Origin of the sequence: Enterobacillus tribolii, assembly GCF_003363015.1 — a bacterium.
GTDB lineage: Bacteria > Pseudomonadota > Gammaproteobacteria > Enterobacterales > Enterobacteriaceae > Enterobacillus > Enterobacillus tribolii.
Genome location: NZ_QRAP01000004.1, coordinates 394,810 through 418,238, shown reverse-complemented (window position 1 = coordinate 418,238; position 23,429 = coordinate 394,810). Strand labels below are relative to the sequence as shown.

At 57.7% G+C, this 23,429-nt stretch carries 17 protein-coding genes; 14 read left to right on the top strand and 3 right to left on the bottom strand.

Annotated elements, in window-relative coordinates:
- Window positions 1-2: 2 nt before the first annotated feature.
- Window positions 3-1,463: a membrane-bound lytic murein transglycosylase MltF gene (gene mltF, locus C8D90_RS11230; protein WP_115458531.1), complete on the bottom strand. Its 1,461-nt coding sequence runs from the start codon at window positions 1,461-1,463 to the stop codon at window positions 3-5.
- 276 nt (window positions 1,464-1,739) lie between these two features.
- Between mltF and purL the strand changes: the two genes are divergently transcribed.
- The 6 genes from purL to glnB all read left to right on the top strand — a co-directional run bounded on the left by purL (window position 1,740) and on the right by glnB (window position 12,078).
- Window positions 1,740-5,633 (top strand): phosphoribosylformylglycinamidine synthase, encoded by a 3,894-nt coding sequence (gene purL / locus C8D90_RS11225; protein WP_170143777.1) that lies wholly within the window; start codon window positions 1,740-1,742, stop codon window positions 5,631-5,633.
- Between the two features lie 761 nt (window positions 5,634-6,394).
- Complete coding sequence (locus tag C8D90_RS11220) at window positions 6,395-7,831, top strand: sensor histidine kinase (protein ID WP_115458530.1); 1,437 nt, start codon at window positions 6,395-6,397, stop codon at window positions 7,829-7,831.
- Between the two features lie 51 nt (window positions 7,832-7,882).
- Window positions 7,883-8,644: a two-component system QseEF-associated lipoprotein QseG gene (qseG, locus tag C8D90_RS11215; protein WP_230473005.1), complete on the top strand. Its 762-nt coding sequence runs from the start codon at window positions 7,883-7,885 to the stop codon at window positions 8,642-8,644.
- 4 nt (window positions 8,645-8,648) lie between these two features.
- Entirely contained in the window at window positions 8,649-9,986 is a 1,338-nt protein-coding gene (gene glrR / locus C8D90_RS11210) for a two-component system response regulator GlrR (RefSeq protein WP_115458528.1), read from the top strand.
- 114 nt (window positions 9,987-10,100) lie between these two features.
- Window positions 10,101-11,723, top strand: a complete 1,623-nt coding sequence (locus tag C8D90_RS11205; protein ID WP_115458527.1) for an NAD+ synthase — start codon at window positions 10,101-10,103, stop codon at window positions 11,721-11,723.
- Between the two features lie 16 nt (window positions 11,724-11,739).
- Window positions 11,740-12,078: a nitrogen regulatory protein P-II gene (gene glnB / locus C8D90_RS11200; protein WP_011147501.1), complete on the top strand. Its 339-nt coding sequence runs from the start codon at window positions 11,740-11,742 to the stop codon at window positions 12,076-12,078.
- Window positions 12,079-12,202: 124 nt separating this feature from the next.
- On the opposite strand, the gene fadE is transcribed toward glnB, so the two are convergent.
- Window positions 12,203-14,647, bottom strand: coding sequence for an acyl-CoA dehydrogenase FadE (gene fadE / locus C8D90_RS11195; protein ID WP_115458526.1), 2,445 nt, complete (start codon window positions 14,645-14,647; stop codon window positions 12,203-12,205).
- A gap of 304 nt (window positions 14,648-14,951) precedes the next feature.
- Here fadE and lpcA point away from each other — a divergent pair, with 304 nt between their 5' ends.
- Window positions 14,952-15,533: a D-sedoheptulose 7-phosphate isomerase gene (lpcA, locus tag C8D90_RS11190; protein ID WP_115458525.1), complete on the top strand. Its 582-nt coding sequence runs from the start codon at window positions 14,952-14,954 to the stop codon at window positions 15,531-15,533.
- 79 nt (window positions 15,534-15,612) lie between these two features.
- Window positions 15,613-16,380: a class II glutamine amidotransferase gene (locus C8D90_RS11185; RefSeq protein WP_115458524.1), complete on the top strand. Its 768-nt coding sequence runs from the start codon at window positions 15,613-15,615 to the stop codon at window positions 16,378-16,380.
- On the opposite strand, the gene dpaA is transcribed toward C8D90_RS11185, so the two are convergent.
- A complete protein-coding gene (gene dpaA / locus C8D90_RS11180; protein ID WP_115458523.1) occupies window positions 16,351-17,085 on the bottom strand; it encodes a peptidoglycan meso-diaminopimelic acid protein amidase in 735 nt (244 codons plus the stop codon). The two genes, C8D90_RS11185 and dpaA, sit on opposite strands and share 30 nt — an antisense overlap.
- Window positions 17,086-17,550: 465 nt before the next feature.
- On the opposite strand from dpaA, the gene C8D90_RS11175 reads away from it, so the two are divergent.
- Genes C8D90_RS11175 through nqrF form a run of 6 tightly spaced genes read left to right on the top strand, consistent with a single transcriptional unit; the run spans window position 17,551 to window position 23,405 of the window.
- Window positions 17,551-18,903, top strand: a complete 1,353-nt coding sequence (locus tag C8D90_RS11175) for a Na(+)-translocating NADH-quinone reductase subunit A (RefSeq protein ID WP_115458522.1) — start codon at window positions 17,551-17,553, stop codon at window positions 18,901-18,903.
- Between the two features lie 3 nt (window positions 18,904-18,906).
- Window positions 18,907-20,145 carry an NADH:ubiquinone reductase (Na(+)-transporting) subunit B gene (locus C8D90_RS11170; RefSeq protein ID WP_115458521.1) on the top strand — a complete coding sequence of 413 codons (1,239 nt, stop codon included), beginning with the start codon at window positions 18,907-18,909 and terminating at the stop codon, window positions 20,143-20,145.
- Window positions 20,138-20,938 (top strand): Na(+)-translocating NADH-quinone reductase subunit C, encoded by an 801-nt coding sequence (locus tag C8D90_RS11165; protein WP_115458520.1) that lies wholly within the window; start codon window positions 20,138-20,140, stop codon window positions 20,936-20,938. Before C8D90_RS11170 ends, C8D90_RS11165 begins: the two co-directional genes overlap by 8 nt.
- Window positions 20,931-21,560, top strand: a complete 630-nt coding sequence (locus C8D90_RS11160) for an NADH:ubiquinone reductase (Na(+)-transporting) subunit D (protein ID WP_115458519.1) — start codon at window positions 20,931-20,933, stop codon at window positions 21,558-21,560. The genes C8D90_RS11165 and C8D90_RS11160 overlap by 8 nt, the downstream gene beginning before the upstream one ends.
- A gap of 3 nt (window positions 21,561-21,563) precedes the next feature.
- Complete coding sequence (gene nqrE, locus C8D90_RS11155) at window positions 21,564-22,160, top strand: NADH:ubiquinone reductase (Na(+)-transporting) subunit E (protein WP_115458518.1); 597 nt, start codon at window positions 21,564-21,566, stop codon at window positions 22,158-22,160.
- An 18-nt stretch (window positions 22,161-22,178) separates the two neighbouring features.
- On the top strand, window positions 22,179-23,405 hold the full coding sequence (gene nqrF, locus C8D90_RS11150) for an NADH:ubiquinone reductase (Na(+)-transporting) subunit F (protein WP_115458517.1): 1,227 nt from the start codon (window positions 22,179-22,181) through the stop codon (window positions 23,403-23,405).
- Window positions 23,406-23,429 lie beyond the last annotated feature (24 nt).

Genomic DNA, 23,429 nt, shown 5'->3' with positions numbered 1-23,429 from the left:
CGTCAGTTGCGCAACACGTTGTCAACGGCGACGACCGGATAGCCTCTCCCCAGGGCTTCCTGATGGGCAATCTCCGCCGCTGCCTGTTTCTCTTTCTCCAGCAGGTAGCCTTCCAGGCTGAGCATATAGCGGCGGATATTCTCAACGTACTTGTAAGCTTCATGCCCGCGGGCATAGCCGTACGTCGTTTGCGTGTAATAGCGTTTCTGGCTGAGCATGGGCAGGCGCTGTTTAACATCGACCCAACTGTCCGGATCGCCGCCCTGTTTCTGCGTAAGCTGACGAACGTCCAGCATATGACCATAGCCCATGTTGTATGCCGCCAGCGCGAACCATATTTTTTCATCTTCCGGCACGCTGTCCGGCACTTTCTCCATCAGGCGCTCCAGGTACAGCGAGCCGCCGGCCACGCTTTGCTCCGGATCAAGGCGATCCCTGACGCCGACGCCTTCGGCGGTGGCTTTGGTCAGCATCATCAGGCCGCGTACCCCGGTGGGGGAGGTGGCCTGCGGGTTCCAGTGTGATTCCTGATAGGAAATGGCCGCCAGCAGGCGCCAGTCAATTTTGTCGGCGTATTTATCAAAGATGCCCTTCAGCGACGGCAGCACGTTATCAATGGCGTTAAGGAAGGTGCGCGTGTCAACGTAGTCGAAGCTGCCGACGTGGCCCAGGTACTTCTCTTCCAGACGCGCCAGCGTGCCGTCCTCCACGATATTGCTGAAAAAGTCGAGCATCGCGGCGTACAGGCTGTCGTCAACGGAACGGCTGAGGTACCACATCACCGGTTCTTCATCGCTGACGTCAAAGGCGACGGCAAGTTGCGGATGAATGCGCTGGAAAATGGCGATCGACACGGAATCGGCGATGGTGTAATTCAGTTTCCCCGACACCACCTCGCTCATCAGCTCGTTGGCTGACAGATCGCTGGATGAGTTCCACGTTAAGTCCGGGTATTTAAGCTGCTTAAGTTGGTTAAGCGTGGTGATGTGCGCGGAGCCGGACTGTACCACCAAATCGCCTTTCAGGTCCTTCAGGTTGCGCGGGCGTACGCTGCCCTGACGGTAAACCAACTGCTGAGAGACGGAATAATAAGCCGGCCCGGTGCGGAAACGGCTGAGGCGGGCGGTGTTGTACAGCAGACCGGCAGCGACCATGTCTGTTTTGCCGCTGTCCAGGTCGTCAAACAGCTCCGGCAGCGTCGGGCGCACGGTGACGTGCAGCTTCACGTTGAGGTAGTCGGCGAAGCGGCGGGCCAGTTCATAATCCAGCCCCGCCGGATTTTTGTCATTTCCGTTGTAGGTGATGGCCGATGTGATCGTACTTATGCGTAACTCTCCGCGGCTGCGGATTTGCTGAAGCTGGCTTTCGCCGCTGCCGTGCCAGGAGATGTTAGGCCAGAGGGCCAACGCCAGCAGCGCAGAGACAATACCGATAAGATAATAATTTAATTTTATGCGTTTCAAATAGTTATCTCTCAGCGACGCATCGTGAGGCGGTAGGCATTCCGTGGGTAATATATGGTTAAATCATCAGGCAAGCGGCATTTTGCTTAACAAAACGTCAGTGTGCAACTCAAATAACACAGAAAGTTAATCGGGTAATGAAATCAAGCGATCGAAAGAAAGACTACGCAAACGGTTTCGTCGGACGGACAGATTCTCTATAATGACGCGCGTTTTCCCCTGTTGCGCCCACTGAAGCGCTGTTGTCAGCGCTTCGAAGACAAGAGAACCTCAAAGATGATGGAAATACTGCGTGGCTCGCCGGCGTTATCCGCCTTCCGTATCACCAAACTGCTGTCCGCCTGTCAGGACGCTTCCCTTCCGGTTAATGACATCTATGCGGAATTCGTCCATTTCGCCGATGTCAGCACGCCGCTGTCCGGGGAAGAAACCGCCACGCTGCAGCGCTTGCTGCAATACGGCCCTTCGCTGGCGGAGCATGAGTCCAAAGGCCGCCTGTTGCTGGTCACGCCGCGCCCCGGCACCATTTCTCCCTGGTCTTCCAAGGCTACGGACATCGCCCACAACTGCGGCTTACAGAGCGTGCTGCGTCTGGAGCGCGGGCTGGCGTATTACGTCGACGCTGCGGAAATGAGTGCGGCGCAATGGCAGACGCTGGAAGGGCTGCTACACGATCGCATGATGGAGCGCGTGTTCCGCGAGCTTCAGCAGGCGGAAAGCCTGTTCGCCCATCACTCTCCGGCGCCGTTACAGAGCGTGGACGTGCTGGGAACGGGGCGCAGCGCGCTGGAAAGCGCCAACGTGCGTCTGGGCCTGGCGCTGGCTGAAGATGAGATCGACTACCTGCTGGCGGCGTTTAAGGAACTGGGGCGCAACCCCAACGACATTGAGCTTTACATGTTTGCACAGGCAAACTCGGAGCACTGTCGCCACAAGATTTTCAATGCGGACTGGGTGATTGACGGCCAGACGCAGCCGAAGTCGCTGTTCAAAATGATCAAAAATACGTTTGAGCAGACGCCGGACTACGTTTTGTCCGCCTATAAAGACAACGCCGCCGTGATGGAAGGCTCACAGGTCGGGCGCTTCTTCGCCGATCCTGACAGCGGCGTATACGATTATCATCAGGAAGAGGCGCACATCCTGATGAAAGTGGAAACCCATAACCACCCGACGGCGATCTCGCCGTGGCCGGGCGCAGCAACCGGGTCAGGCGGTGAAATCCGCGATGAAGGCGCTACGGGGCGCGGCGCCAAGCCGAAGGCAGGGCTGGTCGGCTTTTCCGTTTCCAACCTGCGTATTCCGGGCTTTGAACAGCCGTGGGAGCAGGATTTCGGCAAGCCGGAACGTATCGTTTCCGCACTCGATATCATGACCGAAGGACCGCTGGGCGGCGCTGCGTTCAACAACGAATTCGGCCGTCCGGCGTTGCTGGGCTATTTCCGCACCTATGAAGAGCAGGTCAGCAGCCATAACGGCACCGAGCTGCGCGGCTACCATAAGCCCATCATGCTGGCGGGCGGCATCGGCAACATCCGCGCCGAACACGTGCAGAAAGGTGAAATCAGCGTCGGCGCCAAGCTGATCGTGCTGGGCGGGCCGGCGATGAATATCGGCCTGGGCGGCGGTGCGGCCTCGTCGATGGCCTCCGGCCAGTCAGACGCCGATCTCGACTTCGCCTCCGTGCAGCGCGATAACCCGGAAATGGAGCGCCGCTGCCAGGAGGTTATCGACCGTTGCTGGCAGCTGGGCGACAAAAACCCCATTCTGTTTATCCACGACGTCGGTGCCGGCGGGTTGTCGAACGCGATGCCTGAGCTGGTGAGCGACGGCGGTCGCGGCGGCCGTTTCGAACTGCGCGATATTCTCAACGATGAACCCGGCATGAGCCCGCTGGAAGTGTGGTGTAACGAATCCCAGGAGCGTTACGTGATGGCCGTGGCGCCGGAACAACTGGCGCTGTTTGATGAAATCTGCCGCCGCGAGCGCGCGCCTTATGCGGTTATCGGCGAGGCGACCGAAGAACGTCACCTGACGCTGAATGACCGCCATTTCGGCAACAAACCCATCGACATGCCGCTGGACGTGCTGCTGGGCAAAACGCCGAAGATGACGCGTGACGTGAAGACGCAACAGGCGCACGGCGCGGCGCTGCAACGGGAAAATATCTCCCTGGCGGATGCGGTGCATCGTGTCCTGCATCTGCCCGCGGTGGCGGAGAAAACGTTCCTGATCACCATCGGCGACCGTACCGTCACCGGCATGGTGTCGCGCGACCAGATGGTCGGCCCCTGGCAGATTCCGGTAGCGGACTGCGCGGTGACCACCGCCAGTCTCGACAGCTATTACGGCGAAGCCATGTCTATCGGCGAGCGTGCGCCGGTTGCGCTGCTGGACTTCGCCGCCTCCGCCCGCATGGCGGTCGGCGAAGCGCTGACCAATATTGCCGCCGCCGATATCGGCGAACTGAAGCGCGTGAAGCTTTCCGCTAACTGGATGGCCGCAGCCGGGCATCCCGGTGAAGATGCCGGCCTGTATGCCGCAGTAAAAGCGGTGGGTGAGGAGTTGTGCCCGGCGCTGGGGCTGACGATTCCGGTCGGTAAAGATTCGATGTCGATGAAAACCCGCTGGCAGGAGGGGAAAGAATCCCGTGAGATGACGTCGCCGCTGTCGCTGGTGATTACCGCCTTCGCCCGTGTGGAAGATGTGCGCCGTACCGTAACGCCGCAGTTGCGCCTCGATCGCGGCGACAACCGTCTACTGCTGATCGATCTCGGCGCCGGTCATCAGACGTTGGGGGCGACGGCGCTGGCGCAGGTTTACCGCCAGCTCGGCGACCAGCCGGCCGACGTGCGTAGCGTTGATCAACTGGCCGGCTTCTTTGCCGCTATGCAGACGCTGGTGCACAAAGACAAACTGCTGGCCTACCACGACCGTTCCGACGGCGGCCTGCTGGTTACGCTGGCGGAAATGGCGTTTGCCGGCCATTGCGGCATCAATGCGGACATCAGCGCGCTGGGCGACGACCATCTGGCAAGCTTGTTTAACGAAGAACTCGGGGCGGTGATTCAGATTCGCGCGCAGGACGGCGATGACGTCACGCGTATTTTTGCCGAACATGGCCTCAGCGATTGTGTATACCTGCTCGGCGAAGCGACAGCGGGAGATGATTTCCTGTTACGCGCCGGAGAACAGGAAATTTACCGCGAAAGCCGCGCCCGCCTGCGTCTGTGGTGGGCGGAAACGACCTGGCAAATGCAGCGCATGCGCGATAACCCGGCGTGTGCCGATCAGGAACATCAGGCCAAACAGGTGGAGAGCGATCCCGGCCTGAACGTGGTGCTGGGCTTTGATCCGCGTGAAGATATCGCCGCGCCTTATATTGCCCGTGGGCACCGTCCCAAGCTGGCGGTGCTGCGTGAACAGGGCGTTAACTCACACGTTGAAATGGCGGCGGCGTTCCATCGCGCCGGTTTTGATGCGGTTGACGTGCATATGAGCGACATCCTTTCCGGACGTACAGGGCTGGATGATTTCCACGCACTGGTGGCGTGCGGCGGTTTCTCCTACGGTGACGTGTTGGGCGCCGGGGAAGGCTGGGCCAAGTCGATTCTGTTCAACCCACGTGCGCGTGATCGGTTTGAAGCGTTCTTCCACCGCCCGCAGACGCTGGCGCTGGGGGTATGTAACGGCTGCCAGATGATGTCGAACCTGCGTGAACTGATTCCGGGCGCGGAACACTGGCCGCGTTTCGTACGCAACCTGTCGGAGCGTTTTGAGGCGCGTTTCAGCCTGGTCGAAGTGGCAGACAGCCCGTCGCTGTTGTTGGCAGGCATGGCCGGTTCACGTATTCCGATTGCGGTTTCCCACGGTGAAGGGCGTGTTGAGGTGCGTGATGAGGCGCATCTGGCGGCGCTGGAACAGCATAATCTGGTCGCCATGCGCTTTGTGGACAACAGCGGCAAGGTAACGGAAGCGTATCCGGCCAACCCAAACGGTTCGCCTAATGGTATTACCGCTGTAACCAGCGCCAGCGGCCGGGCAACGGTGATGATGCCGCACCCGGAGCGGGTTTTCCGCACCGTCAGCAACTCCTGGCACCCGGACGGCTGGGGAGAGGACGGCCCCTGGATGCGGATGTTCCGTAACGCCCGCAAGCAGTTGGGATAAACAGAGGCGTTGTAACAAGGGCAGCCTGAGGCTGCCCTTTTTCTTTGAAAAAAAAGGGAAAATAACGATTGTCGTAATTTGGCTACAAAGCGGGGATCGTGATGTCTCTAATTGGAGACATCTAAGTGATTGATTTATTTGAGCCAAAAAAGGAGGTCTGGCGAGTGTCGGGGATCAGCGACAAAAAAACGCCACCGGCGCGGATAACCGGCGCACCCGGCGTTGTTACATAGATACGCAAAAATTATTTAATCATTTAAATCAATTAATTGAATCTTTATTTATAAACCTGGCACGGCTTGTGCAATATTCATGTCAGTTGCTCATTCACCTCCTTATGTCAGCCAATTGCGCTACATAAAACATCGAATGACGCCAGAAGTAAGGTGCCTATCGTCCAGCTTAACCGATAACAGTCGCGCAAGCGCTTTATCAAACATCGGGCGACACGTTGAGTGAGGCACCGCCTTTGTGTCTTGTTGTGATGATTGGTTCATCAGGTGTAGACACTTCCGGATGCTATTCGTCCAGAATACAGATGACGGCTTGCCTCATCGCCACAGGACGAGAATCGCAGGGCATCCGCCTCTTTCAGCAAACGGGGACACTTAGTGTCCCCGTTTTGCGTTCTGCCGCCGCTGTTCCCGACCGCAGAAATCTGACGAATATCTGCCCGTTATCCGGATTTTCAGACTGCGATGACGGCTGCAACCCGGGCGACTTTGGGTATAATGCGTGGACGTTTTGCCTGAGGTAACGAGATGATCTCCCTGAAAAGATGGCGCTTATTTCCCCGCTCGCTGCGGCAACTGGTTTTGCTGGCTTTCCTGCTGGTACTGTTGCCGTTGCTGGTGCTGGCCTATCAGGCGTATCAGAGTCTGGACAATCTCAGTTCTCAGGCTGCCGATATAAATCGCACCACGTTGTCCGACGCGCGCCGCAGCGAAGCGATGGCCGGCGTGGCGCTGGAAATGGAGCGCAGCTACCGCCAATACTGCGTGTTGGACGATCCCACCCTGGCGAAGCTTTACCAAAACCAGCGCAAGCAGTACGCGCAGATGCTCGACAGCCATGCCGCGGTTTTGCCCGATGCCCGTTATTACCAGGATTTACGCGGGCTGCTGACTCAACTGACGGCGCTGCAATGTGAAAAAAGCTCCCCCGATCCGCAGGCTTCCACGCTGCTGACGCAATTTTCCGCCGCCAATACCCGTATGGTTCAGGCCACGCGCGAGGTGCTTTTTACCCGCGGCCAGCAGCTGCAACAGGCCATCGCCGAGCGCGGGCACTTTTTCGGCTGGCAGTCGCTGGTGCTGTTTTTGGTCAGCGTTTTGCTGGTGTTCCTGTTTACCCGCATGATTATCGGGCCGGTGAAGGGCGTTGAGCGTATGATTAACCGGCTGGGAGAGGGGCGGGCGATCGGCAACATCGACGCATTTCGCGGGCCGCGTGAAATCCGCTCTCTGGCGCAGCGCATCGTTTGGCTGAGCGAGCGCCTGGCCTGGCTGGAGTCGCAGCGTCACGAATTCTTGCGCCATATTTCCCATGAGCTGAAAACCCCGTTGGCCAGTATGCGCGAAGGGACCGAGCTGCTGGCCGATCAGGTTGCCGGGCCGCTGACCGCCGATCAAAAAGAAGTCGTCTCTATTCTGGACAGCAGCAGCCGTCATTTACAGCAACTCATTGAACAGCTTTTGGATTACAATCGTAAGTTGGCCGACGGCCCGCTGGAAAAAGAGTCCGTGGCGCTTCCTGAGCTGGTGGATATGGTGGTGGCTTCTCACAGCCTGCCGGCGCGGGCGAAATCTATCCGTACGGAGTGTCACCTGGATGAAGAGCACTGCTGGGCGGAGCCGACGTTGTTGATGCGCGTGATTGATAATCTCTACTCCAATGCGGTGCACTACGGCGCGGAATCCGGTACCATCTGGATAACCAGCCGCCGGGCCGGGCAGAAAGTTCAGATTGACGTCGCCAATACCGGAACGCCGATTCCGGACTCCGAAAAAACCATGATTTTCGAGCCGTTTTTCCAGGGCAGTCATCAGCGCAAAGGCGCAGTGAAAGGAAGCGGTCTGGGGCTGAGCATCGCCCGTGACTGTATCCGCCGGATGCGGGGAGAGTTATGCCTGGTGAGCGTGGATGACGCCGACGTGTGTTTCCGCATTGAATTACCCTTAACCGCCGAGACAGTTTAACGAATGAAAATGTGGCCAGCACAACGGCTTTTGACTACAGCATATACAGCATTGCGCACGTTACGTACCGGCGTGGTTCCCGGTATGGCGGCCGCTTTCGGCCTGATTCTGCTTAGCGGCTGCCATGAACGGATGACGACGGAAAATGCGTCTGCCTCGGTACAGCCGGTCGTTCCCGATACCAAGGTGCTGGATTACCGCACTGCGTCCTGCGATACCATTTGGCTCAATGACGCCGGAGAAGCGCTGTCCAACGCGCTGTACTGGCTGCGGGCGATGGACTGCGCCGATCGTCTTACCGGCACGCAGGCCCGGGTTCAGGCCCGCGATCTGAGCGCCGACGGCTGGGCGAACGTATTTAAGCAAAGCCTGCTGATTGGCAGCGCCGAACCTTCGGCCGGTGAGCGGCGCCAGATGCTGGCGCGGCTGGATGGCTACCGCGGCGTATGGCCCAGCGCCCTGCGCCCGCTGCTGCAGCTGTGGCGCGAAAAGCAAATGCTGACGATTTCCCTGCTGGAAGAGAAAGGGCGCTATCAGCGTTTGCAGGAATCTACCGATACACAGCTGGACGCCATGCGTGAAAACCAGAGCCGGCTGCAATACCGGCTGGATGACACCACGCGCAAGCTGGAAAACCTGACGGATATTGAACGTCAGCTCTCTTCCCGCAAGCAGGAAATGCAGGACAACGGCCAGGGGCAGAAAAGCGATGAGCCCGCTGCCGTAAAACCCGAAACGGGCAAAGACGACGCGCCCGCCGCGGCAGAACCTCCTGCACCAGAAACCGCACCGAACGAAAGCAAGGAGCACTAAGCGTATGACACAGCGCAAGCCGGCCAACCTGCTGTTGGTTGATGACGATCCCAGCCTGCTGAAACTGCTGGGGATGCGATTGACCAGCGAAGGCTTCAGCGTCACCACGGCGGAAAGCGGTCAGGAAGCGCTGCGCGTGCTGGGGCGCGATCGCATCGATCTGGTGATCAGCGACTTGCGTATGGACGAGATGGACGGGCTGGCGTTATTTGCCGAAATCCAGAAACGCCAGCCGGGGCTGCCGGTGATTATTCTGACGGCGCACGGCTCCATTCCCGATGCGGTCGCGGCGACCCAACAGGGCGTTTTTGGTTTTCTGACCAAGCCGGTGGACCGTGATGCGTTATACAAAGCCATTGATGAGGCGCTGGCCCAGTCCGCGCCTGCCGCCGATGAAAGCTGGCGTGAGAGCATCGTGACCCGCAGCCCGCTGATGATGCGTTTGCTGGAGCAGGCCAAAATGGTCGCGCAGTCTGACGTCAGCGTGCTGATTAACGGGCAGAGCGGTACCGGGAAAGAGGTGCTGGCCCGGGCGATCCACGCCGCCAGCCCGCGCGGCAACAAAGCGTTCATCGCCATTAACTGTGGGGCGCTGCCGGAGCAGTTGCTGGAGTCCGAGCTGTTTGGTCACGCCAAGGGCGCATTTACCGGAGCGGTCAGCAGCCGGGAAGGACTGTTTCAGGCCGCGACCGGCGGCACCCTGTTCCTGGATGAAATCGGCGACATGCCGCTGGCGTTGCAGGTAAAACTGCTGCGTGTGTTACAGGAGCGTAAGGTGCGCCCGCTGGGCAGCAACCGCGACATCGACGTTAACGTGCGCATTATCTCCGCGACCCACCGTGATTTACCCAAAGCGATGGAAAAAAACGAATTCCGTGAGGATCTCTACTATCGTCTTAATGTGGTGAACCTGAAAATTCCGGCGCTGAACGAGCGTGCCGAAGATATTCCGCTGTTGGCGAATCATCTGTTGCGCGAAGCGGCGGAGCGCCACAAGCCGTTCGTGCGCAGTTTTTCTACCGACGCCATGCACCGCCTGGTGGCGGCGAGCTGGCCGGGCAACGTTCGTCAGTTGGTCAACGTGATTGAGCAGTGTGTGGCGCTGACGACGGCGCCGGTGATCAGCGAGGCGCTGGTTGAGCAGGCGCTGGAAGGCGAGAACACCGCGCTGCCGACCTTCGTGGAGGCCAGGAACCACTTCGAACTGCACTATCTGCGCAAGCTGTTGCAGATGACGAAGGGGAACGTGACGCATGCAGCGCGCATGGCGGGCCGTAACCGCACCGAGTTTTACAAGCTGCTTTCCCGGCATGAGCTTGATCCCAACGATTTTAAAGAATAACGGCCGCTTGGGCGTGTTCAACGACGCCCGGCGAATCATTGACACCGGCCGCTGGCGTTTCGCTGCTTTGGCGAAACGATACGGCCGGGTGATACGACAGACAGTGAATAACCTATGAGCAGATCTCTTTCCATCGCGTTGGCGCAGCTTAACTGGCTGGTCGGCGACATTGAAGGCAACACGGAACGCATGTTGCAGACCCTGCATGAACAGCAGGAGGCGGGCGCCGATCTGGTCATGTTCTCCGAACTGGCGCTGTCCGGCTACCCGCCGGAGGATCTGCTTTATCGTGACGATTTCTACCAGCGCTGCAACGCGCAGCTGGAACGCCTGTGCCGGGCTTCCGGCGATGTGGCGGTGATGGTGGGCCATCCCTGGCGCGATAACGGCCAACTGTATAACGCACTGTCTCTGTTCGATCAGGGCAAACTGGTGGTGCGTTATTACAAACAACAACTGCCCAACTACGGCGTGTTCGACGAAAAACGCTATTTCTCCGCCGGCGGGCAGAGTTGCGTGGTTGATCTGAAAGGCTATCGCCTCGGATTGCTGATTTGCGAAGATCTGTGGTTTAACGAGCCGGTCGACGCCCTGAAGGCCGCCGGCGCTGAAGTCCTGCTTTCCATCAACGCTTCGCCGTATAACCGTGAAAAGCCCTACGTGCGTAATGCGCTGCTGGCTGAACACTGCCGCCGCACCGGGTTGCCGCTGGCTTACCTGAATCAGGTCGGCGGGCAGGATGAGCTGATTTTCGACGGTTGCTCAAAGGTGTTTGATGCTGCGGGCAATATGACCCACCGTCTGGCGGCGTTTGCCGAGCAAACCGCGCTGTTCCGGCTGAACGATCTGCAGGTTGAACCGATGATCGCCCCGGCGGCGGAGCTGCCTCCGCTGGCGCAGGTGTATGAGGCGCTGGTTATGGCGGTGCGCGACTACATCAACAAGAATGGTTTTGCCGGCGCAGTGCTGGGGCTGTCCGGCGGTATCGACTCCGCGCTGACGCTGGCGATTGCGGTCGATGCGCTGGGCAAAGACCGGGTGCAGGCGGTGATGATGCCGTTTCGCTATACCGCCGATATCAGCATTGCCGACGCGAAGGAAGAAGCGGAAATTCTCGGCGTTGAATTTGACGTGCTCTCCATTGAACCGATGTTCGATGCGTTTATGGCGCAGCTCTCCCCGATGTTCGCCGGTACGGCGCGCGATACGACTGAAGAGAACCTTCAGGCGCGCTGCCGCGGCGTGGTGTTGATGGCCCTGTCCAATAAACGCCGCCGCCTGGTGCTGACGACTGGCAACAAAAGTGAAATGGCGGTGGGTTATGCCACACTGTATGGTGACATGGCCGGTGGTTTCGATGTGCTGAAAGACGTGCCGAAAACCCTGGTGTTCAAGCTCTCCGAATATCGCAACACGGTATCTTACGTGATTCCGCAGCGGGTGATCGATCGCCCGCCGTCAGCGGAGCTGGCGCCGGATCAGCTCGATCAGGACAGCCTGCCGCCGTACGATATTCTGGATGCCATTCTGGAAGGGTATGTTGAACATGATAAATCCGTGGCCGATCTGGTGGCGGAAGGATTTGACGAGGCGGTGGTACGCAAAGTGATCCGCCTGGTGGATATCAATGAATATAAGCGGCGTCAGGCCGCCGTGGGGCCGCGCATTACGGCGCGTAACTTCGGCAAAGACCGCCGTTACCCGATTACGTCCGGCTTTGGCCGCAAAAACTGGTGATCACTAAGGAAACGTAATGAAGAAGATTGACGCGATTATTAAGCCGTTCAAGCTGGACGACGTGCGTGAAGCACTGGCTGAAGTCGGCATTACCGGGATGACCGTGACGGAAGTAAAAGGCTTTGGCCGTCAAAAGGGGCATACCGAGCTGTATCGCGGCGCGGAGTACATGGTAGATTTTCTGCCGAAGGTGAAAATCGAAATCGTGGTGCCGGATGACATTGTGGATACCTGCGTGGAAACCATCATGCAGACGGCGCAGACCGGGAAGATCGGCGACGGAAAAATTTTCGTCTTTGACGTGGCGCGCGTGGTGCGTATCCGTACCGGCGAGCAGGACGAAGAAGCGATCTGACGTTTGCCTTTTCCGTGACGTGAAAACGCCTTTCCGCATAACAGGGGAAAGGCGTTTTTATTTGGATTTCGTTGGTAAAAGAAAAGGGCGGTGCATCACCGCCCTTTCAGTTTTATGCGACGATTTAAGCCGCTTCCGTGTGTGGCCCGGCGCGCCGGGGTTCAGGCTTTCCCGCCGCCAGTGCCTCCGGTTCAAACTCGTCTACGTTAATCGAACGCAGCCGGCTCTCTTCGGCTTTGACCAACACGGCCAGTTCTTCCTGGCTGATCAGCCCGTTATCCAGCGCTTGCCTTCCCAGTTTGTCCAGACGGGTGAAAGGCAGGTTTTTGTTGAGCGCTTTGCAGATCTTGCGGTGGATCGGATCGGCGGCGATGGCGTCGGTCAGAGCGACTTCCATCAGGCCAAACGGGTTATATTTGCTCGGCGTCAGGTACTGGCCGCGACCGATACGGCTGCGGGTTGCCGAAGGTTCCTGCAAAATTTTCGCCAGTTGATGATCCAGATAATCCGACGGCGCTTTCTGGCTGCGGCCCAGCGGGAAGATCACCAGGTTCAGCATGGCGGCGATAGCCCGGTTGGGGAAGTTGCGCAGCAGATCGTCGATCGCCTGTTCCGCCTGATACAGAGCATCCTGAACGCCCCAGTGCACCAGCGGCAGATCGCTCTCGTTACGGCCTTCGTCTTCATAGCGCTTCAGCGTGGCGCTCGCCAGATAAAGCTGGCTGAGCACGTCGCCCAGGCGCGCCGAGATGCGTTCGCGACGTTTGAGCGAACCGCCCAGTACGGCCATGGAAACGTCGGACAGGTAGGCCAGGTTGGCGCTCAGCCGGTTCATTTGCTGGTAATAACGACGGGTGGCGTCTTTGGTCGGCGTGGCGCTGGTGCGTCCGCCGGTCAGGCCCAGCCACAGGCTGCGCATTTTGTTGCTGCCGACGTGGCCGATATGGCGGAACAGCAGCTTGTCGAAGCGGGTCGCGTTATTGTCCTGTGCGGCCGCCATTTCATCCAGTACGTAGGGATGGCAGCGGATGGCGCCCTGACCGAAGATCATCATGCTGCGGGTCAGGATATTGGCGCCTTCAACGGTAATGGCGATAGGCGCACCCTGATAGGCACGGGCCAGGAAGTTCGACTCACCCAGCATGATTCCCTTGCCGCCGGTGATGTCCATCGCATCGCTGACGGCGCGTTGCCCGCGGTGCGTACAGTGGTATTTGATGATGGCCGACAGCACCGCCGGTTTTTCCCCCTGCATGATGCCATAGGTGACCAGGGTAGCCGCGGCATCCATTACGTAAGCGTTACCGGCAATACGCGCCAGCGGCTCTTCGATGCCTTCCATCTTGCCGATAGGAATCTTGAACTGGCGGCGGATATGCGCATAGGCGCCGGTGGCGAGGGCAATGCTTTTCAGGCTGCCGGTGGAGTTGGAGGGCAGGGTAATGCCGCGCCCCACGGAGAGGCATTCAACCAGCATACGCCAGCCCTGACCGGCCATTTGCTGCCCGCCGATGATGTAGTCGATCGGAACGAAAACGTCTTTGCCCCGCGTCGGGCCGTTCTGGAACGGGACGTTGAGCGGGAAGTGGCGGGTGCCGATTTCCACGCCCGGGGTGTTGGTGGGAATCAATGCGCAGGTAATGCCCAGTTCGGCTTCACCGCCCAGCAACCGATCCGGATCGGAAAGTTTAAACGCCAGCCCCAGCACGGTGGCGATCGGCGCCAGCGTAATGTAGCGCTTGTTCCAGGTCAGGCGCATCCCTAACGTTTGTTTACCCTGCCATTCGCCCATGCAAACGACGCCGGTATCAGGAATGGCGCCGGCATCGGAGCCGGCTTCCGGGCTGGTCAGGGCAAAGCAGGGGATCTCCTGACCACGCGCCAGGCGCGGCAGGTAATGATTCTTCTGATCTTCGGTGCCGTAGTGTTGCAAGAGTTCGCCCGGCCCGAGTGAGTTAGGCACGCCGACGGTAATAGCCAAAATGCCTGAGATACCGGCCAGCTTTTGCAGCACGCGTGACTGCGCATACGCCGAGAACTCCAGACCGCCGTACTCTTTCTTAATGATCATGGCGAAGAAGCGGTGCTCTTTCAGATACGCCCACAGCTCCGGCGGCAGGTCCGCCAGCTCATGGGTGATTTCGAAGTCATTCGCCATGCGGCAGGCTTCTTCTACCGGGCCGTCGAGGAACGCCTGTTCTTCTTCCGTCAGCACCGGCTTCGGGTAGTTATGCAGCTTCTGCCAGTCAGGATTGCCCTGAAACAGCTCGCCTTCCCACCAGGTAGTGCCTGCTTCAATCGCCTCTTTTTCCGTACGCGACATCGGCGGCATCACTTTGCGGAAGGCGCTCAGCGCCGGCGCGGAGATCAACGAACGGCGCAGCGGAGAAAACAGCAATGGCAGCAAAATAATCGCCAGCGGCAGCAGCGCCCAGTAAGACCAAAGGCCGATAGCCCCCATCGCTGCGGTGTAAAGCAGCAGTATGGCGCCGCCGGTATAGAGGCTGAGGCGGTGGTAAAACAGCGCGCCCAGCACCGCGATAAACAGAATAATACTGACAACCATCATAATAGGCTCCCGAGCATCCCGAATGCTAAGTTGTAAGAGGTCTGACCTGTTTGTATGTACTTAGGTTGTAGTTGATGAATTTGGATTTATCAATAATTTTACAATTGAATTACAATTTAGATCACAAATCAGAACCAAATTTGTAAAAAACAGCCGGTGCGGCAAGGTTTCGGTACACAGTCGGTTCCTGGGGGAAAGAAGACATTCTGTTAGCAAAATTGCGCTTAGCTACGGGAATACTTCTCGCTCCGTAGCCAATCCGTTACACTGCCGGAGATTGATTTATCAAACCTAAGAGGCAGCCATGTACCACGATCTGATTCGTAGCGAACTGAATGAAGCGGCGGATACGCTGCAAAACTTTCTGAGCGACGATGCCAATATCGACGCCATCCAGCGTGCCGCCGTGCTGTTGGCGGATGCGTTTAAGGCCGGCGGGAAGGTGCTTTCCTGCGGCAACGGCGGCTCCCACTGCGACGCCATGCACTTTGCCGAAGAGCTGACCGGGCGTTATCGCGAAAACCGTCCGGGTTATCCGGCCATCGCTATTTCCGATCCGAGCCACCTTTCCTGCGTCAGTAATGACTTCGGTTACGACTACGTGTTCTCCCGCTACGTCGAGGCGGTAGGGCGTGAAGGCGACGTATTGCTGGGCATTTCTACGTCGGGCAACTCCGGCAACATCATTAAGGCCATCGAAGCAGCCCGCGCCAAAGGGATGAAGGTTATTACCCTGACCGGTAAAGACGGCGGTAAGATGGCGGGCAGCGCCGATGTGGAAATCCGCGTGCCGCACTTCGGCTATGCCGACCGGATTCAGGAGATCCACATCAAAGCCATCCATATCCTGATTCAGTTGATTGAAAAGGAAATGGTCAAAGGCTGATCGTGATGGCGAACAGGGACGTTCCGTTAATTTCCCTTTGTGCGATCCTCCGCGATTGCCGTTGTTAAGGAGAGCGGTCATGTGTGAGTTGTTGGGAATGAGCGCCAATGTTCCCACGGATATTTGCTTCAGTTTCACCGGTCTGGTGCAACGCGGCGGGCGCACCGGGCCGCACAAGGATGGCTGGGGAATTACGTTCTATGAGGGCAACGGTTGCCGGACCTTTAAGGACCCCCTGCCGAGCTTCAATTCGCCCATTGCCAGGCTGGTGCAGGAGTATCCGATAAAATCCTGCGCGGTCATTTCCCATATCCGCCAGGCCAACCGTGGTGTGGTGGCGCTGGAGAATACTCATCCTTTTACCCGCGAGCTGTGGGGGCGCAACTGGACGTTTGCCCATAACGGGCAACTGAAGGGCTACAAACGGCTGGATACCGGGAATTTCCGTCCGGTGGGGCAGACCGACAGCGAATACGCCTTTTGCTGGCTGCTGAATCAGCTGGTAAAACGCTACCCCAGAACGCCGGGTAACTGGCCGGCGGTGTTCCGTTTCATTTCTCGCTGCGCGGATCAACTGCGGGCAATGGGCGTGTTCAATATGCTGTTATCAGACGGGCGTTTCGTGATGGCGTACTGCTCGACCAATCTGTGCTGGATAACCCGCAGAGCGCCGTTCGGTAAGGCGACCCTGCTGGATGAAGACGTGGAAATCGATTTTCAGCGCCAGACGACGCCGGATGACGTGGTGACCGTGATCGCCACCCGGCCGCTGACCGGGGACGAACACTGGAACACGATAATGCCGGGTGATTATGCGTTATTCCTGTTTGGCGAACGCCAGCTGTGAGGGACTCTGTCCGCTGAGCATCGGCGGACGGTTAACCACATATTGCCCGTTAAATACGTCTACCTGCGGCGCCTGCCGGTATTCATTAAAATAGGCGTAAGCCGGCTGTAACTGTTTCCAGAATGAATAATAGGAAGAGTTACGATGGCGTTGCATATTTTTTTCCGTCATGCGGAAAGGATAAATGCTGATATTTACTGCCGGTTGTCCGTTGATTAATGCGCTGTTAACGTAACGATAAATTTCGGCAATATAAGCATCGGTCATTGCGTAACAGCCGACGGAAACACAATCGCCGTGAATCATCAAATATTTCCCGGAATAACCGTGGGCCCGATCGAACTCATTAGGGAAGCCAATGTTTATAGCCTGATAATATCGGCTGTCCGGCTTCAACTGGCTCATCGTGGCCTGATAAAAACCTTCCGGGCTTTTTAAATCGCCTTCGGTGCGCTTGGGGCCAAGTCCGCCGGAGAACTTGCAGATGCGGTAACTGTCAACCAGCTGATATTTCCCTTGTAGCTTCGCGTACAATTCCAGCGTACGTTCTTCTTTAAAGACCTGAATATATACCGGCTGCCCCAGCGCCTGCTGTTTAACCACGGGCACCGGGTTCGCCGCCACGGACTGCTCGCTGGCCGAAGAAGAGCACGAAATTAACGGCAGCGCCAATACCGCCACCAGAAAGGCTGAAAGTTTGCCCATTTATGTTCCTGCAAATAACGAAAATCTAACGGCGTCTTCAGACTTCGCCTGTTGACATTACCCCAAACTGCGCCAGTGTAAAGCAGGAACGGGCCAAAGGGGGAGCACTTTTTCATAAAAAATAGATGTAATGTGAATAAATAATAGAAATAGGAATTACCCCCGCAAAAAACCTCGCTATTTCTGCGTTTAAGTTCACTTTCCTGCGGCATTATTACTGGTGCCGGAGCGACAAAATGATAGAATTTACCAATGAATGGCTAATCATAAAGTTTGCTGGTGAATGGCTGATGCCATGCACAACCGCCATCATATTGAACCAAACCGGGTTGAATTCCCTGCCGGAATGCGTGTTTTCCGTGTAGCCCGGGCAATTTCATGCTCCGTCCAGGCAAGCAAATGCTTACTTCCTGTCTCTCTGAACGGGGCGCATCACGCATCATGACGACAACGACAGACAACACCATGATTAAAATAAGAAAAGGACTTAACCTCCCTATTGCGGGCGCACCTTCTCCCGTGATTGAAGAGGGGGGCGTTATCCGGTATGTAGCCGTGTTGGGCGGAGACTATATCGGTATGCGTCCTGCTATGGCGATAAAAGAGGGTGACCGGGTTCTCAAAGGGCAATTGCTGTTTGAAGACAAGAAAACGCCGGGAGTACGTTTTACCGCCCCCGCCAGCGGCGTGATTGCCGCGGTTAACCGCGGGGAAAAACGGGTGCTGGAATCGGTGGTGATTGATACCGCCGGCGCCGACGACGCGGAATCGTTGCGTTTTGACCAGTATGCGCCGGATGAGCTGGCGACGCTGGATCGCGGGCTGGTGGAGCGTAATTTGCTGGCCTCCGGCCTCTGGACCGCACTGCGCACCCGCCCGTTCAGTAAAACGCCTGCGCCGGGCAGCATTCCCGCCGCGATTTTCGTCAGCGTGATGGATACGCAGCCGCTGGCCGGCGATCCCCAGATCGTCATCGCGGCGGAAAAAGAAGCGTTCTTCCAGGGCCTGACCGTGCTGAGCCGCCTGACGGCGGGCAAGCTGTACGTGTGCCAACAGGCCGGCGCCGGGCTGCAGGGGCGTTGCGCGGATAACGTGACGTTCAATGAGTTCAGCGGCCCGCATCCCGCGGGATTAGTCGGTACTCACATTCACTTCCTGGAACCGGTCAGCGAGAAAAAGACGGTATGGCACATTGGCTATCAGGACGTGATCGCCGTAGGTAAGCTGTTTACCACCGGTGAGCTGTACACCGATCGGGTCATCGCCCTTGGCGGCCCGCAGGTGAATCATCCCGTACTGCTGCGTACCCGCCTGGGAGCAAGCACTGACGAACTGACAGCCGGTCGCCTGAAAGAAGGCGAAAACCGCATCATTTCCGGTTCGGTGCTGAGCGGCGTGCGTGCCGTGGGCAGCCTGGCGTTTCTCGGTCGTTTTCACCATCAGGTTTCGGTGGTGAAAGAAGGGCGGGAAAAAGAGCTGTTTGGCTGGATGATGCCGGGAAGCGACAAGTTTTCCGTTACGCGCACCACGCTCGGACACTTTCTGCGTCATAAACTGTTCTCATTCACTACAGATACCAACGGCGGCGCGCGTGCGATGGTGCCGATTGGCAACTATGAACGGGTAATGCCCCTCGATATTCTTCCTACCATGTTATTGCGCGACCTGCTGTCCGGCGATGCCGACGGCGCGCAAACGCTGGGCTGCCTGGAGCTGGATGAAGAAGATCTGGCGCTGTGCACCTTCGTCTGCCCCGGAAAGTATGAATATGGCCCGGTGTTGCGCGACATTCTGACCACCATCGAGCAGGAAGGATAATCCATGGGACTGAAACGTTTTATTGAAAACATGGGGCATCACTTCGAAGATGGCGGCAAGCTGCAGCGCTACTATCCGCTGTATGAGGCGGTGGCCACCATCATGTATACCCCCGGTCATGTTACGCGCGGGGCTTCCCACGTCCGCGACGCCATTGACCTCAAACGCATGATGATTTTGGTTTGGCTGGCGGTATTCCCGGCCATGTTCTGGGGCATGTATAACGTCGGGCACCAGACCATTGCCGCGCTGAATCATCTGTATCAGGGCGAGGCGCTGATGCAGGTTATCGCCGGCGACTGGCATTACCGGCTGGCGGAAATGCTGGGCGCCGGTCTGCACCCTGATGCCGGATGGCTCAGTATGATGACGCTGGGCGCCATCTACTTCCTGCCGATTTACGCTGTAGCGTTCGTGGTGGGCGGATTCTGGGAAGTCTTGTTTGCGATTATCCGCAAGCACGAAATTAACGAAGGCTTTTTCGTTACCTCGATCCTTTTCGCCCTGATCGTCCCGCCGACGCTGCCGCTGTGGCAGGCTGCGCTGGGGATCTCGTTCGGCGTGGTGATCGCGAAAGAAATTTTTGGCGGAACGGGACGTAACTTCCTGAACCCGGCGCTGGCAGGCAGGGCTTTCCTGTTTTTTGCTTACCCGGCGCAGATTTCCGGCGATCTGGTGTGGACCGCCGCCGATGGCTTTTCCGGCGCGACGCCGCTGGCGCAGTGGAGTGCGGCGGGGCAGAGCGGCATGGTCAATACCCTGACCGGTCAGTCCATCAGTTGGATGGATGCGTTCCTCGGCAATATTCCCGGCTCCATCGGTGAAACCTCAACCCTGATGCTGTTGATCGGCGGCCTGATTATCATCTTCGGCCGCGTAGCGTCATGGCGCATTGTGGCCGGCGTGATGATTGGCATGGTGCTCAGCGCCACGCTGTTTAACGTTGCGGGTTCCGATTCCAACCCGATGTTCGCCATGCCCTGGTATTGGCATCTGGTACTGGGCGGTTTCGCCTTCGGTATGTTTTTTATGGCGACCGACCCGGTGTCCGCCGCGTTTACCAACAAAGGAAAGTGGTGGTACGGCATTCTGATCGGCGTGATGTGCGTGCTGGTGCGGGTGATGAACCCGGCCTATCCGGAGGGCATGATGCTGGCCATCCTGTTCGCCAACCTGTTTGCGCCTCTGTTCGACTACCTGGTGGTGCGGGCCAACATCAAGCGGAGGAAAGCGCGTGGCTAAGGAAATCGTGAAGCAAAACGACAGCATCGGCAGGACGCTGGCCGTGGTGGTGATCCTGTGCCTGGTGTGCTCGGTGATCGTGGCCGGCGCCGCCGTCGGGCTGAAACCGCGCCAGGAAGTGCAAAAGCTGCTGGATAAGCAGCGCAATATTTTGGTGGTGGCGGATTTGGCGCAGGGCAAGCTCGATCAGGAACAGGTACAGAGCCTGTTTGAATCACGTATCGAACCACGCCTGCTTGATTTGCACAGCGGCGAGTTCGTTGCCGGCGACGTCGCGGCGTTCGACGCCGCACACGCCGCCAAAGATCCGGAAACCAGCATTGCGCTGACGCCGGAGCAGGACGTCGCCAACATCCGCCGGCGCAGTAATCTGGCGGAAGTTTATCTGGTCAAAAATGAGCAGGGCGGGATCAGTCAGATCGTGCTGCCGGTTTACGGCAACGGCTTGTGGTCGGTGATGTACGCGTTTGTCGCAGTCGGCGTCGACGGCGATACCATCAAGGGCCTGACGTTCTATGAGCACGGCGAAACGCCGGGGCTGGGCGGTGAGATTGAAAACCCGCTGTGGCGCGCCAAGTGGGTGGGCAAGCAGTTGTTTAACGAGCAGGGCAAACCCGCTATGCGCGTGGTGAAAGGCAGCGCGAACCCGAACGATCCCCATGCGGTTGACGGGCTGTCGGGGGCGACCCTGACGGCGAATGGCGTGCAGCACATCTTTGATTTCTGGATGGGGGAGAACGGTTACGGTCCTTTCCTGCAACGTGTGCGCGAAGGAGCTTTAAACAATGGCTGATAGCAAAGAGATAAAAAAAGTCCTGCTGGGGCCGCTGCTGGATAATAACCCGATTGCATTACAGGTATTGGGCGTGTGTTCCGCGCTGGCGGTGACGACCAAGCTGGAAACCGCGCTGGTGATGACCATTGCGGTAACGCTGGTGACGGCGTTCTCCAACTTCTTCATTTCGTTGATTCGTCACCATATTCCCAACAGCGTACGTATCATTGTGCAGATGACGATTATCGCGTCGCTGGTGATCGTGGTGGATCAGATTCTGCGCGCCTATGCCTATGAGATCTCCAAGCAGCTTTCGGTATTCGTTGGCCTGATTATCACCAACTGTATCGTGATGGGGCGCGCTGAGGCGTACGCGATGAAAGCGCCGCCGCTGGAGAGTTTTATGGACGGTATCGGCAACGGCCTGGGCTACGGCGTGATCCTGATTCTGGTCGGCTTCCTGCGTGAACTGTTCGGCTCCGGCAAGCTGTTTGGCGTCACCGTGCTGGAGAGCGTGCAGAACGGCGGCTGGTATCAGCCTAATGGCCTGTTCCTGCTGGCGCCCAGCGCTTTCTTTATCATCGGCATGCTGATTTGGGTTTTGCGGACCCTGAAGCCTGACCAGGTCGAGAAGGAGTAAGCGATGGAACATTATATCAGCTTGTTCGTGCGCGCCGTGTTCGTGGAAAACATGGCGCTGGCCTTCTTCCTCGGCATGTGTACCTTCCTGGCCGTGTCCAAGAAAGTCTCCACCTCGTTCGGCCTGGGTATTGCGGTAACGGTGGTGCTGGGCATTTCAGTACCGGCCAATAACCTGGTCTACCACTACGTGCTGCGTGAAGGCGCTATCGCGGAAGGTGTGGATCTGAGCTTCCTCAGCTTTATTACCTTTATCGGGGTTATTGCGGCGCTGGTACAGATTCTGGAGATGATCCTCGACCGTTTCTTCCCGGCGCTTTACAACGCGTTAGGCATCTTTTTGCCGCTAATCACCGTTAACTGCGCCATTTTCGGCGGCGTTTCGTTTATGGTTCAGCGTGATTATAGCTTTCCGGAATCCATCGTTTACGGCGTGGGCTCCGGCGTTGGCTGGACGCTGGCGATTGTGGCGATGGCGGGGATCCGCGAGCGGATGAAGTACGCCGAGGTGCCGGCCGGGTTGCGCGGGCTGGGCATTACATTTGTTACTACGGGGTTGATGGCGCTGGGCTTTATGTCCTTCTCTGGCGTACACCTATAGACAGGACGGAAGGAACCTATGCAAGCAATTATTCTTGGCGTGGTGATGTTCACCCTGATCGTGCTGGCGCTGGCCATCATGATTTTGTTCGCCAAATCAAAGCTGGTTAATACCGGCGATATTCATGTTGATGTTAATGGCGACCCGGAAAAAGGGTTTGATACGCCGGCAGGAGACAAACTGCTTAACGTGCTGTCGTCCCAGGGGATTTTCGTTTCCTCCGCCTGTGGCGGCGGCGGTTCCTGCGGCCAGTGCCGGGTAACGGTGAAAGAGGGCGGCGGCGACATTCTGCCGACCGAGCTGGCGCATATCAATAAGCGTGAGGCGAAAGAAGGTTGTCGCCTGGCCTGCCAGGTCAACGTGAAGCAGGATATGAAAATCGAACTGCCGGAAGAGATTTTCGGGGTGAAGAAGTGGGAGTGCGAGGTCATCTCCAATGACAACGTCGCCACCTTCATCAAGGAACTGCGTCTGCGCGTGCCGGAAGGGGAAGAAGTGCCTTTCCGCGCCGGCGGCTATATTCAGATTGAGTGCGAACCTCACCGGGTGTGTTACAGCGATTTCGACGTGCCGCAGGAATATCGCGGCGACTGGGAGAAGTTTAACCTTTTCCGCTTTGAGTCTGTGGTCAGCGAGCCGACGGTGCGCGCTTATTCCATGGCGAACTATCCGGAAGAAAAAGGGTTAATCATGCTCAACGTGCGTATCGCTACGCCGCCTCCCGGCGTGCCGGATGCACCGCCGGGCATTATGTCTTCGTACATCTGGTCGCTGAAGCCGGGTGATAAAGTGACCATTTCCGGACCGTTCGGTGAATTTTTCGCCAAAGACACCGAGGCTGAGATGGTATTCATCGGTGGCGGCGCGGGCATGGCGCCGATGCGTTCTCATATTTTCGACCAACTGCGCCGCCTGAACAGCAAGCGTAAGATCAGCTTCTGGTACGGTGCGCGCTCGGTGCGCGAAATGTTCTATGTGGACGATTTCAACCAGCTTCAGGCGGAGAACCCGAACTTCACCTGGAACGTGGCGCTTTCCGATCCGATGCCTGAGGATAACTGGGACGGTTATACCGGGTTCATTCATAATGTATTGTTCGAACACTATCTGCGCGACCACCCGGCGCCGGAGGACTGCGAGTTTTACATGTGCGGTCCGCCGGTGATGAATGCTGCGGTAATTAAGATGCTGCGCGAGCTGGGGGTTGAAGAGGAAAACATTATGCTGGATGATTTCGGCGGCTAAACCATCTTATTACTACTGAGTCTG